This window comes from Acinetobacter brisouii (genome assembly GCF_008993995.1).
Classification (GTDB): domain Bacteria; phylum Pseudomonadota; class Gammaproteobacteria; order Pseudomonadales; family Moraxellaceae; genus Acinetobacter; species Acinetobacter brisouii_A.
In genome coordinates, this window is the sequence record NZ_BKNN01000066.1 from 1 (window position 1) to 12980 (window position 12980).

11 protein-coding genes and 1 pseudogene are annotated in these 12980 nt (G+C 43.1%); 4 read left to right on the forward strand and 8 right to left on the reverse strand.

The annotated features are described in order from the left end of the window. Nucleotides 1-185: pseudogene (locus GBN19_RS15955) on the forward strand (IS4 family transposase); the annotation flags it as partial. A 31-nt stretch (nucleotides 186-216) separates the two neighbouring features. Here GBN19_RS15955 and GBN19_RS12815 read toward each other — a convergent pair. Continuing rightward, the gene (locus tag GBN19_RS12815; protein WP_045792865.1) at nucleotides 217-702 is read right to left on the reverse strand and encodes an Lrp/AsnC ligand binding domain-containing protein; all 486 of its coding nucleotides are present in this window, start codon (nucleotides 700-702) and stop codon (nucleotides 217-219) included. Nucleotides 703-818: 116 nt separating this feature from the next. Between GBN19_RS12815 and putA the strand changes: the two genes are divergently transcribed. Continuing rightward, nucleotides 819-4574 carry a trifunctional transcriptional regulator/proline dehydrogenase/L-glutamate gamma-semialdehyde dehydrogenase gene (gene putA, locus GBN19_RS12820; protein ID WP_375707872.1) on the forward strand — a complete coding sequence of 1252 codons (3756 nt, stop codon included), beginning with the start codon at nucleotides 819-821 and terminating at the stop codon, nucleotides 4572-4574. Between the two features lie 158 nt (nucleotides 4575-4732). Next, nucleotides 4733-5818 carry a tRNA (uridine(54)-C5)-methyltransferase TrmA gene (gene trmA, locus GBN19_RS12825; protein WP_151778405.1) on the forward strand — a complete coding sequence of 362 codons (1086 nt, stop codon included), beginning with the start codon at nucleotides 4733-4735 and terminating at the stop codon, nucleotides 5816-5818. Between the two features lie 67 nt (nucleotides 5819-5885). Here trmA and GBN19_RS12830 read toward each other — a convergent pair whose 3' ends face one another. From GBN19_RS12830 to rutA, 5 genes are all read right to left on the reverse strand, one after another. Beyond that, the gene (locus GBN19_RS12830) at nucleotides 5886-7232 is read right to left on the reverse strand and encodes a solute carrier family 23 protein (RefSeq protein WP_151778406.1); all 1347 of its coding nucleotides are present in this window, start codon (nucleotides 7230-7232) and stop codon (nucleotides 5886-5888) included. Between the two features lie 31 nt (nucleotides 7233-7263). Next, complete coding sequence (gene rutF, locus GBN19_RS12835; protein ID WP_151778407.1) at nucleotides 7264-7836, reverse strand: NADH-dependent FMN reductase RutF; 573 nt, start codon at nucleotides 7834-7836, stop codon at nucleotides 7264-7266. 67 nt (nucleotides 7837-7903) lie between these two features. Further along, nucleotides 7904-8284 (reverse strand): pyrimidine utilization protein C, encoded by a 381-nt coding sequence (gene rutC / locus GBN19_RS12840; RefSeq protein WP_151778408.1) that lies wholly within the window; start codon nucleotides 8282-8284, stop codon nucleotides 7904-7906. A gap of 11 nt (nucleotides 8285-8295) precedes the next feature. Beyond that, nucleotides 8296-9036 (reverse strand): pyrimidine utilization protein B, encoded by a 741-nt coding sequence (rutB, locus tag GBN19_RS12845; RefSeq protein ID WP_151778409.1) that lies wholly within the window; start codon nucleotides 9034-9036, stop codon nucleotides 8296-8298. After that, nucleotides 9033-10151 carry a pyrimidine utilization protein A gene (rutA, locus tag GBN19_RS12850; protein ID WP_151778410.1) on the reverse strand — a complete coding sequence of 373 codons (1119 nt, stop codon included), beginning with the start codon at nucleotides 10149-10151 and terminating at the stop codon, nucleotides 9033-9035. The genes rutB and rutA overlap by 4 nt, the downstream gene beginning before the upstream one ends. 286 nt (nucleotides 10152-10437) lie before the next feature. Here rutA and rutR point away from each other — a divergent pair, with 286 nt between their 5' ends. After that, nucleotides 10438-11085 (forward strand): HTH-type transcriptional regulator RutR, encoded by a 648-nt coding sequence (rutR, locus tag GBN19_RS12855; protein ID WP_151778411.1) that lies wholly within the window; start codon nucleotides 10438-10440, stop codon nucleotides 11083-11085. 53 nt (nucleotides 11086-11138) lie between these two features. On the opposite strand, the gene GBN19_RS12860 is transcribed toward rutR, so the two are convergent. After that, nucleotides 11139-11738, reverse strand: a complete 600-nt coding sequence (locus tag GBN19_RS12860; protein WP_151710545.1) for a malonic semialdehyde reductase — start codon at nucleotides 11736-11738, stop codon at nucleotides 11139-11141. Nucleotides 11739-11753: 15 nt separating this feature from the next. Then, nucleotides 11754-12527: a pyrimidine utilization protein D gene (gene rutD, locus GBN19_RS12865; protein ID WP_151778412.1), complete on the reverse strand. Its 774-nt coding sequence runs from the start codon at nucleotides 12525-12527 to the stop codon at nucleotides 11754-11756. Between the last annotated feature and the right edge of the window lie 453 nt (nucleotides 12528-12980).

The window sequence follows — 12980 nt, forward strand, 5'->3', positions numbered from 1 at the left end:
TGAGTATTATCAATATATTGAGGCATACGCCTTTAGAGTCGGCAGGTAATTTGCCTAGACATTTAGAGCATTTATTAGAAAGTTCAAAAATGTATGTATTACCTGAAAAAAGGCATAGGCTGTGTCCAAGAGTAGTTAAAGCAAAACCTGCAAAATATCCAAAGAAAAAATGCCAATCAGCTTAACTGACTGGCATTAGCTTTTATAGCGGCTTTTTTATTTTTTGCTATGTAGCTTAATTTGCGTGGTTTCTTTGACGACTTGCATGACTGGATAACTGCGCGTTTCCTTCACGCCCGGTAAATGCCAAAGTACCTGCCCTGCAATACGGCGGAACTCGTCCATATTCTGACTGCGGATTTTAACCACAAAATCAAAACCGCCACTGGTCATGTGGCATTCTAAAATTTCAGGGTGTTCCTGCACGGCATCGATAAAATCTTCCAGAACATGCGGCGTGGTTTTATCCAATAAAATCTCGACAAACACCAAAAAACCCGCTTGCAACTTCTCAGGATTGAGATGTGCGTGATAACCCAAAATAAAGTTTTCTTTATTGAGTTTCTGTACGCGAGCCATCACTGCTGTAGGTGATAAATTAACCGCTTCTGCTAATTTAATATTAGAAACACGCCCATCTTTCTGTAATAAATCCAGAATTTTGAGGTCTGTACGGTCAAGGCTAAAAAAAGCGTCTGACATATAAATTTTTCTCTAAAAAAAAGCCAAATTATAGTGAGTTATTCGGTAATAATTCTGTAATTATAAATTTAATCCACCTCTGGTTCAATTTTTTTAGCAACAGGACACGCGCCATGATGGAAACTGAAAAGGTCACTGCAACTCAATCGACCACTGTGACCGATATCACTGTTTTCGATAAGAAAAATCATTTCGAAAGCAAGATTAATCAGGCATGGCGCCGCCCTGAGCCTGAGGCAGTACAACAACTTTTACAATTTGCCCAATTGCCAAGTGAATTGGACAAAAAAATCTATGAACTTGCTTTCCGTTTGTCATCAGGTTTACGTGAGCGTAAAGCCTCTGCGGGTAAAGCTGGGATTGTTCAAGGCTTACTTCAAGAGTTCTCATTGTCTTCCCAAGAAGGCGTAGCGCTGATGTGTTTGGCAGAAGCACTGCTTCGTATTCCAGATAAAGCAACCCGTGATTTACTGATCCGTGACAAGATCAATCAAGGGAACTGGAAAGAGCACGTCGGTCAAAGTAGCTTGATGTTTGTCAACGCTGCCGCATGGGGTTTAATGCTGACTGGCAAAATCATGCAGCCAAGCAAAACCAGTTTATCGAGTATCTTAACGGGCATTTTGGCACGCAGTGGTCGTGGCATTATTCGTAAAGCTGTTGACGTTGCGATGCGTATGATGGGCGAACAGTTCGTCACAGGTGAAACCATTGAAGCGGCGCTTAACCACGCAAAAACTTTAGAAGCGAAAGGTTTCCGCTATTCATATGACATGTTAGGCGAAGCGGCATTTACTGAAAGCGATGCTGACCGTTATATGCAGGATTATGTGTCTGCAATTCATGCCATCGGTAAAGCAACAGCAGATAAAGACGTTTATACAGGCGCAGGGATTTCAATTAAATTATCTGCGATTCACCCACGCTACCAACGCGCACAACATGACCGCGTTCACACCGAACTGTATAGCCGTGTTTTAGAATTGGCACGTTTGGCGAAACAGTACAATATTGGTTTAAATATTGATGCGGAAGAAACTGATCGTCTTGAACTGTCTTTAGAACTTCTTGAGCGTTTATGCTTTGAGCCAGATTTGGCCGACTGGAAAGGCATTGGCTTTGTGATTCAAGCCTATCAAAAACGCTGCTTCTTCGTGGTTGACTATATTATTGATTTGGCAAAACGCAGCAAAAAACGCCTGATGATTCGTTTGGTGAAAGGTGCGTATTGGGACAGCGAAATCAAGAAAGCACAAATTGACGGAATGAGCGACTACCCTGTTTATACCCGTAAAGTGCATACCGACTTGTCTTATGTTGCCTGTGCGAAAAAATTACTGGCTGAGCCTGACTATATCTATCCTCAGTTTGCCAGTCATAATGCACAAACTTTAGCCACGATTTACAACCTCGCGAACCCTGAAAAATACTACGAAGGACAATACGAATTCCAATGTCTACACGGCATGGGCGAACCTTTGTATGAAAATGTCGTTGGTTCAAAAGCTGAAGGTAAACTGGGTGTGCCATGTCGTATTTATGCACCAGTCGGTACGCATGAAACCTTATTGGCTTATTTGGTTCGTCGTTTATTGGAAAATGGTGCAAATACATCATTCGTCAACCGTATTGCAGACCAAAATCTTAAAATTGATGATTTGATTCAATCGCCAATGAAAGAAATTGAGCAAAATACCCAACATGACAAAACAGTCGGTTTGAAACATGCCTCAATTCCATTTCCAAAGAATTTGTATAGCCTAGACCGCGTGAACTCAAAAGGTTTTGACCTTGCCAATGACAGCTGTCTTGAAGAATTAAATGCGGTTGCAAAACAATTCGCTCACCATCAATGGCACAGTCAGGCATTGGTTGCAGGTCAAGTGGCTGAAACTCAGGGCAACAGTCAAGCTGTGATCAACCCTGCAAATCACAAAGATATTGTGGGTCATGTCAATGAAGCAACGGTTGAGCAAGTTGAACAAGCCTTGGCTCAAGCACAATCGCAACATAGCACTTGGCAAAATACCCCTGTGGTCTTGCGTGCTCAAGCATTGGAACGTGCTGCCGATTTGATGGAAGAACGTCTGCTCGAACTGTTGGTTTTACTGTGCCGTGAAAGCGGTAAAACCTATGCCAATGCGATTGCAGAAGTTCGTGAAGCAGTTGATTTCTTACGTTATTACGCAAAACAAGCACAGCATTTCCCAAATCAAAAAGCATTGCAAAGCTTAGGAACCATCTTGTGTATTAGCCCATGGAACTTCCCATTGGCAATTTTCACAGGGCAAATTGCTGCGGCTTTGGTCACAGGCAACTGCGTGATTGCCAAACCTGCTGAACAAACCCCATTGGTTGCTTTCCAAGCCGTGAAAATGCTGCATGAAGCGGGTGTTCCACAAGCGGTTCTCCAGTTCATGCCAGGTCAGGGTGAAACTATCGGTGCGAAACTCAGCCAAGATGCGCGCATCAGCGGGATTATGTTCACAGGTTCGACTGAAGTTGCGAAAATCCTGCAAAAAACTGTGGCGCAGCGTTTGACTCAACACGGTCAACCTGTAACCTTGATTGCAGAAACGGGCGGTCAAAATGCCATGATCGTCGATTCATCTGCACTGACTGAACAAGTGGTGTTTGATGCTGTCAACTCGGCATTTGACAGTGCAGGTCAGCGTTGTTCAGCACTGCGTATTTTGTGTGTTCAAGAAGACAATGCCAAAACCGTATTGACCATGCTCAAAGGTGCGATGCAGCAACTTCGCGTGGGAAATCCTTACCTCTTGAAAACTGATATTGGCCCAGTGATTGACAGTGAAGCTCAACAAAACATTCAACGCCATATCAGCAAAATGCAAGGCAAAGGCTACCCTGTGCATCAACTGATGTTTGATCAAACTGTGACTCAAGCTCAACTTGGACAAGGTACTTTTGTCCCCCCGACATTGATTGAGTTACCAAACCTAAATGATTTAGAGCGTGAAGTATTCGGCCCAGTGTTACACGTAGTGACCTATAAATACGGCGAACTGGATGCCTTGATGCAACAGATCAATGCCAAAGGATATGGTTTGACCATGGGCTTACATACCCGTATTGATGAAACCATTCAGAAAGTCATTGATTCTGCACATGTGGGTAACCTGTACATTAACCGTAATATTGTTGGTGCAGTAGTTGGTGTGCAGCCGTTTGGTGGCGAAGGCTTGTCGGGTACAGGTCCCAAAGCAGGTGGCCCTTTGTATTTGTATCGCTTAATGCAAGATCATGCATCAGCAGGTTTGACAACACCATTTGCAGTGAAAACCACATTGGTCGATCAAAATGCAGTCGCAACTCAAAACTACCAAGCATTTAAAGCATGGGCTGCGAAAAACATCAGTGGCATCAACACCAATGCTGTTCCAAGCTTCATGGTCGATAAAATCTATGAATTGCAAGGTCCTACAGGTGAAAGTAACCAGTATGTGATTTTGCCACGTGAACGTGTGTTGTCACTGGCAACCACTGAACAAGAGCAGGTTTATCAATTACTGGCTATTTTCGCAGTCAACTCCAAAGTTGTCTTGGAACGTGACAATGCGTTCTTTGCCAAATATGCACAGTCATTGCCTAAACAAATTCTGGCTGCCATTCAACTGACTGATGACATTGCCAAAGCTGACTACGATGCTGTGCTGCATCACGGTTCGCAGCAAGAACTTGAAACCTTGCAAAAAGTGATGGCAACGCGTACAGGTGCCATTGTGGGAATTACCCACATGGCGAACAACAGTGCCGACATTCCACTGGAACGTTTAGTGATTGAACGTGCGATTAGCATTAACACCGCAGCAGCAGGTGGCAATGCTAGCCTGATGACCATGACGGACTAATCCATAACTTTATTTCCTCAGCTCTCCCTCAGTGCCTCTGTCATACGTCGTCCATGGCAGAGGTTTTTTTCTTTTTAGGCAATTGCAGCGCAAAACTAGGCTAATCCAGTCGAGTTTGTTAAGATTGCCGCTTTCGTTTAACGTGTATTTTTTTGTTCATGACCTCTGCATATCAACAACAACTGCAAGCCAAAGTCGAACGTATTCGCACCCAGTTTGCCGAATTCCAAATGCCAAATCTTGAAGTGTTCGACTCTCCCGAACAGCATTTTCGTATGCGTGCAGAATTTCGCATTTGGCATACCGACACCGACTTGTTTTATGCAATGTTTGAACGCAACACCGACAACAAAGAAAAACAGGTGGTTCGTGTCGATAACTTCCCGATTGCAGCGCAAAGCATTAATGATTTAATGCCGATCTTGCTTGAAGCCCTAAAAGCAGAACTGCAACTGCACCAGCGCTTGTTTGAAGTGGACTTTTTGGCAACACTGAGCGGTGAAATGCTGGTGACGCTGATTTATCACCGTAAACTGGATGAACAGTGGATCGCTGCCGCGAAAGCCCTTGAGCAACAACTCAACATTAAAATCATTGGTCGTAGCCGCGGACAAAAGCTGGTGCTGACCGATGACTTTGTGGTGGAACAGCTTGAAGTTGATGGCCGCAACTATTTTTATAAGCAAATTGAAGGTGGCTTTACCCAGCCGAATGCCAAAGTCTGCGAAAAAATGCTGCACTGGGCTTGTGATGTCGCAAGCGATGCTTCTGGACATTTGCTTGAGTTGTACTGTGGCAATGGTAACTTTACCCTGCCGCTTTCACAAAAGTTTGACCGTGTACTGGCAACAGAACTAGCAAAATCATCCGTTTATGCGGCTGAATGGAATATTGAAAAAAACCAGATTGAAAATATTCAGATTGCCCGTTTAGCGGCTGAAGAATTTACTCAAGCCTTTCATGGCGAACGTGAATTTCGTCGTTTGCAAGAAGCGCAAATCACGCTTAGCGAATATCAGTTTGATACCGTATTTGTTGACCCGCCACGTGCAGGCATTGATGATGCAACCCTACAACTTTTACAGCAGTTTAAACGCATCATTTATATTTCATGTAACCCAGACACCTTACATGACAACTTGAAAACGTTGAGCCAAACCCATCGTATTCAGCGTTTTGCGTTGTTCGATCAGTTCCCTTACACTCACCATGTTGAAAGTGGTGTATTACTGGAAAAGATCTAAACTTTTAAGATCAAGCCAAACAAAAAATTAAAGCCGATCAATGATCGGCTTTTTTAACAGAGTATCTTTATTTAGATATCACATGCGATTCATTTAATGCAGGCTCTTGAACTGACTTCGGCTGTGCTGATTTTCGGTTTAACAGCAAATTCAGTAAAATTGCGGCAAAGGTTGCTGTCCCGATTCCACCCAAATCAAATGCCCCAATATGCAATGAATAATTGCCTGTTCCCATAATAATGGTGATTGCTGCAACCAGCATATTACCATTTTGAGCAAAATCGACCTGATTACTCATCCAGATCCGCGCACCTGCAATGGTAATCAGACCAAAAACTACAATGGATGCCCCACCTAAAATAGCGACTGGAATAGTACTGACCAATGCCCCAAATTTGGGTGACAAGCCGAGCAACATTGCAAACACACCTGCAATTACGAACACCAAAGTCGAATAAATCCGTGTTGCCGCCATCACTCCGATATTTTCCGCATAGGTGGTCATGCCTGTCCCACCAATCGATGCCGATAAGGTTGTACACAAACCATCGGCAAAAAAGGCACGCCCCATATATGGTGAAATATTTTGCCCTGTCATGGCACTCACAGCTTTGAAGTGACCCAAGTTTTCAGCAATCAGAATAATCACCACAGGTGCAATCAATAATGCAGAATTTAAACTAAATTCAGGATGATGGAATGTTGGCAGACCAAACCATGCTGCATTGGCAATCGGAGCAAAATCAATCGCTTTCCCCAAACCTAAAACATTCGCCAAAACAAAATACAATACATAAGACAACAGCAAACCGACCAGCAACAGTAAACGACGCAACATACCTTTGGTAAAGACTGCAATTCCCCCAATACACAACACTGTCACCAGTGCCATCCATGTATCAAAGCTATTTCCCGACACGCCTTTAATGGTCACAGGTGCAAGGTTCAACCCAATGATCATCACAATCGAACCTGTCACCACAGGCGGCAGCAAGTTTTCAATCCATGCTGTCCCGATTTTCATCACCAGTAAACCAACCAGCATGTACACAAGACCGCAGGCAATAATCCCACCGAGCGCCAGTGCAATCTGTGGATTCGCCCCGACCCCGTTATAGCCTGTCACCGCAGCCACTGCACCAATAAATGCAAAGCTTGAACCCAAATAACTCGGAACACGCCCACCTGTGATCAAGAAGAAAATAATCGTACCAATCCCCGTAATCAGCATGGTCAGACTCGGATCAAACCCCATCAGCAATGGCGCGAGCACCGTCGCCCCAAACATGGCGAAAGCATGCTGAATACCGAGCACAAGGGTCTGCCCTGCGGGTAGATATTCATTGGTAGCAACAGATGTTTGTTCCAGATTTCCTTGATAAGGTCGCCATTGATTAAACCAACTTTCTTTCATAGTAATACTCCCTTGCTTATCAAGGTGTTGATCATGATTGATGACGTGTTAGATGATGATAGGCACAATCAAAATAGATCAGTCCCTGCGCACCCGTATTCAATTGTAATTGTTGAACTTCACAAAATAAAATGTCATGCGTCCCGATGGTGACAATTTGATTAATTTTACAGTCAAATGCCACCACAGCATCCGTTAATACGGGCGAGCCTGTGGTTAAGGACTGCCATTCTCCTTGAGCAAAACGCTCGGGCATTGGCGTTTTACCGCCAAACAGATTAGATAGATGCGTATGATGCTGCGCCAATGTATTCACACACAGCACTTGGTTTTTTTGAAAAATCGGGTAGACCGAAGCATTACGATTTAGACAGACCAATAAAGTGGGTGGGCTATCGGTCACGCTACACACGGCTGAAGCGGTAAAGCCTGCGCGCCCTGCCTCGCCATCGGTAGTGACAATATTCACCGCCGCAGCCAAATGACTCATCGCTTGCCGAAACTGTTTTTGTGTTTCAGTCAGTTCAACAGGTGGTTTTGCTGCTTGTGCCATCATTTTATTCAACGCAGCAGCCGTATGTGAATTGGATTGTAAAATACTCATGGTTTGCTCCTTGCATGCATCGTGATGCTTGCCCTATCGACAGGGCAAGTGCTACCTGAAAACTCGATTACAAATGTGCGACTGAAGCAATTTCAATTAAAGCTTCAGCTTTGACCAAACCACATTGAATGCAATAACGCGCTGGTTTGTCGTTCGGGAAAAATTCGGCATAAACCTGATTAATCGCGGCGTAGTCCGCCCAGTCTTTAATAAAAATCGAATTAAAGGTCACGTCATCCATGCTGCCACCCGCAGTGACAATCACCTTTTGAATGGTTTCAAGCACATAACGGGTTTGTGCTGCGGCATCACCCACATGCACCACATCATTATTGGCATCGAGGGGCAATGTGCCTGAGACATAGACAATATTGTTGGCTTCGGTTGCAGGGACATATGGCGCAAGCGGTTTACCTGTTCCTTCTGGAATAATCACATTTTTTGGCATGGCAAATCTCCTTAAACCGCTTCAGCTTTGGGTTGAGTCACTGGGGCAAAACTTTCTGCAAAACTTTGAGTGTCAGACACCCAACCGAAGAAGGTTTTGACATTAAATAAAGTCGCTTCATGCGCTTCGACTGGCCCTGCCTGATAGCAGGCATCATCGAGCAGCACACCGAAATATTCCAAAAAGAAACCATCACGCAAAGTTGATTCCACGCAGACATTAGTCGCAATGCCTGTAAACACTAAATTGCGAATGCCTTTCGCACGTAAAATGCTGTCCAGTTGGGTATGAAAGAAGCCGCTATAACGAGGTTTTTCAATCACAATATCCTGTGGTGCAGGTTGTAATTCATCAATCAGTTCATAATCCCACCCCCCTTTAGACAACAGCTTGCCCTGTAACTCAGGTTTTTTCCTCATGGTCTTAATCGCATTGGATTTATGAAAATTCGGAGAGCCTTCGCCACCTGCTTCCACATAGTCGGCATCCCAACCATTTTTAAAGAAAATCACTTGAATGCCCGCAGCATGCGCGACATCAATCGCCTTTTGAATTTGTTGTACGACTGGCTGCGTTTTCGATACATCAAACCCTGCCAAATCCAGATAGCCACCTAAACTGGTATAAGCATTTTGCATATCCACCACGATGAGCGCAGTTTGTTTGGCATCAAGCTGAATCGACTCAGGTTCTGCTTTTAAAATCGGTGCAGTGGCTTGGGTAAAACTGGCACGGATCGTTGAATAGTTCATGCGCTTTTCTCCATAGCAAGATCAGTCACTTGGCTTGCGACAATGCTGTCTGCCAAAGTACGGCTTTTCATTAACGGTTGAATTTTTTCACCAAAATCTTTAACCCCTAAAACAAAGTCATCGAATGTCAGCAAAATGCCATCGGTACCTTTGACTTCAGCAATTTCATCGAGCATGGCAGCGACTTTGGCATAAGAACCCACCAATGTTCCCATGTTGATATTCACAGGCGAAACGCTCGAAGCCATGTGACGAATATTGGTGTCGCTGCCTGAAATCTTGTCTTTACCTCCCTGATCTTGCAGCCAAGCAATTGCCTCCATGTCTGCGCCATCGTTATAGCTTTGCCATTTTGCGAAAGCCTGCTCATCAGTTTCATCAGCAATCACCATAAACAGCACAAAGGTACTGACATCACGTCCTGTTTTATCGGTTTGTGCTTTGAGACGATCATTGATTGAGGCGTAAGCAGTTGGCGTATTGACGCCCTTACCAAAGACAAAGTTATAGTCAGCGTATTGTGCGGAGAATGCCAAACCCTCATCGGACTGACCTGCGCAGATAATTTTTAAATCTTTGGAGGGCTGAGGCTTCACCTGACAGTCATCCATTTGGAAAAACTCACCTTTAAAGTCGGACTTTCCTGTCGCCCAAAGCTCTTTTAATACTTGGACATATTCCGACAAATACTGATAGCGCTTACCAAAGTATTCATCTCCCGGCCACATCCCCATTTGGCTGTATTCAGGACGTTGCCAGCCTGTGACAACATTTAAACCAAAGCGGCCATTGGAAATTGAATCGAGTGTTGCTGCCATACGCGCCACAATGGCAGGTGGCATCACCAATGTTGCTGCGGTTGCATAAATCTTGATTTTAGATGTAACGGCAGCCAAACCTGACATTAAGGTAAAACTTTCTAGGTTGTAGTCCCAAAACTCGGTTTCACCGCCGAAACCACGTAGTTTGATCATCGACAATGCAAAATCAAAACCATATTGCTCTGCGCTTTGTACAATTTCTTTGTTCAACTCAAAGGTCGGTTTGTACTGTGGTGCATTTTTAGAAATGAGCCAACCATTGTTCCCAATCGGACAGAAAACACCTACTTGCATACTGACACCTCGTTTATCCATAAAGTGTGAAAATCAAGACTGTGGTGCACTCACAGTATTTATTTTTAATAATGCAAATTGAATGCCAATATTATATATTTTTAAATATCATATATTTGTATTTATCATATGGTTCTATTATTTAGACCATTTAGTCCAACATTAAGCAATATCAACATAAATCTGCACAAGCTTCGTGCACTTTTTGCGCACAAATCTCACTACCCTGCCTATTTCAGTACCAGTCTTTGCTACAATAGCCACAAATGAAAATCAGGTTAGCCCGATGTACGATGAGACAATAACTTCTGTAAAAAAAACGAGAAATGCACAACAAAAACAACAACTGATTTTGCAAGCAGCACTTGAGGTGTTTTCCACTTATGGACTACAAGGTGCCAGCATGGAGCAGATTGCCGAAACCGCGGGTATTTCCAAATCCAATCTGTTTTATTACTTCGCTGGAAAAGATGATTTATATGTGGCGGTGTTGTCTCAAGTCCTGACCGCATGGTTATTGCCACTCAATCAACTGGAAAAAGAACAAGACCCTGCACAGGCTTTGAGAAATTATCTGGATGTGAAATTTCAGCTCGCCAAAGACTCACCACAAGCATCACGTTTGTATGCTTTGGAAATGATGCAAGGTGCGCCCTATATCAACACGATTTTAAAAGGCTCACTCAAAAAACTGGTGCAACAGAAAACTGCCGTGATTAATGACTGGATTGAACAAGGGCGCTTAAAGCCTGTATCAGCGCTGCATTTAATTATTCATATTTGGGCAGTGACACAACACTATTCTGATTTTACCGTACAGACTCAAGCCATTTCAGGCAAAACTCTAAAAAATAAAAGCTTCTATCAAGAGGCTTTGGCAACCTCAAAACAACTGTTAATTGAGAGCCTTATTCCTACAGTTGTGGAACATTAAACAGCTCAGCGGACAACCCGATTGAGCTGTCCGCTTAAAAAATATGCAAGATATTAAACAATCTGACAGGCATCTTCAAAACTCAAACGTGGTAAACGCCCATAGAGTTTTTCAGGATTGCCATAACCAATATTGATCAGCAGATTGGTTTTCCATGTTGTTCCTGCCAAAAAAGTTTCATCGACCCGTGTTGGGTTAAAACCTGACATTGGCCCTGTATCCAAACCCAAACTACGGCATGCCAAAATTAAGTAAGCGGCTTGCATGGAACTATTACGAAATGCAGTTTCATGGGCAAGTTCTGGACTTGAGGTAAACCAAGATCTCGCATCGCCATGTGGGAACAACTCAGGTAGCTTTTCATAAAATTCGCTGTCATACGCCACTAAAACCGTAACAGGTGCGGTCATGGTTTTTTCGACATTACCTGAGGACAGCGCAGGTTTCAGCTTAGCTTTGGCTTCTGCACTTTGAATAAACACAAAACGTGCAGGCGAACAGTTAGCCGAGGTTGGCCCCATTTTCAGCAAATCATACAACTCCTGTAGCAACTCAGGTGCAATCGCTTTGTCTTGCCATGCGTTATGCGTCCGCGCTTCACTAAACAACTTTTCTAAAGCGTATTCTTCCAGTTTTAAACTCAAACTATTCATCACGATTTCCTTGATTTAAGAACATAAATATTGCAATACACATGCATTAAACCAGTCAGGCTGGGTCACACTGCTGGCATGCCCACCTGTTGGGTACAGCTCAAAATCTGCATGAGAAATTAAACGAGAAAGCGCCAAGCCACGTTGCCAAGGCACCAAAAAATCATCCTGATTGGCAATCACCAAAACGGGCTGCTTGACTTCGCGTGCCGTGTATTCAGGTTGATACTGACGTAATGCTGCCAAACGCTTTTCTACATTTTCTAAAGGTGCAAAATGGGCAATCGCCTGTTGCTCTTGCTGAACAAGCTGCTGATCATGTGTTGAAATCCATGCAGGCGGATACAAAAACAACGCCTGAGCCTGCACATACGCTGCGACACCTGCCTGACGTAACAAGGTCAAGCGCGTCGCAAAACAACGATTGGTATGTGCATCAAGTTGATCCCAAGCATTCACCACCACTAACTTTTCAACAAGGCAAGGTGCTAAACATGCCAGCTCCAAACCGATAAAACCACCAAGCGCATGCCCAATAAAGTGACATTGATCAATTTTCTCTGCTTCTAGAATTTGCTGTAACTCAACCGCCATTGCAGGCAAAGAATAATTGTCTGGAAGAATGTCACTATCGGGAAAAACGCCTTCTTGGTCATAGGTCAGTACATGAAAATGCTGTTGCAAAACGGGAATTTGTGACTGCCAATACTGCGCATGTCCACCTAAACCAGAGCTTAACACCACAGTTTTGGCTTGGAACTTCGTTGATCGATAAAGAGAAACTGCCATTTTTTAAACCAAATAGTCCAATTTTTAATTATTGATTAGCAATAAAAATGCCAGAACCTATATCTGTTTCATTTTAATTATTCTTAACTCTTTTATTTATATAAAAAATTTATATGGATATATTTTTAAAATCAGATCAGATGAATTTTATAAAATTATTTCTTGACCTTCTGGAAAATAAAAACCCATTAAAAAGAGATAAAAAGATCAAATAATGCCCCTATTTTGATCTCCAACCCATACACATCGTTTTGAATGGAATTAATCCATCTAGATAACAAATTTGTAAAAAAGTATGACAAAGCACACAAATTCATTTCATTGTTTTTGATTAATTTTTCAGAAAAAATACGTTCAGCACATATCATCTTCATTTTTGACTCCGACTTTTGCTCGCTTGTTTTTTTATTTTTTTAAATTATATTCCAAATTATATTAGATTGCGTATGAATG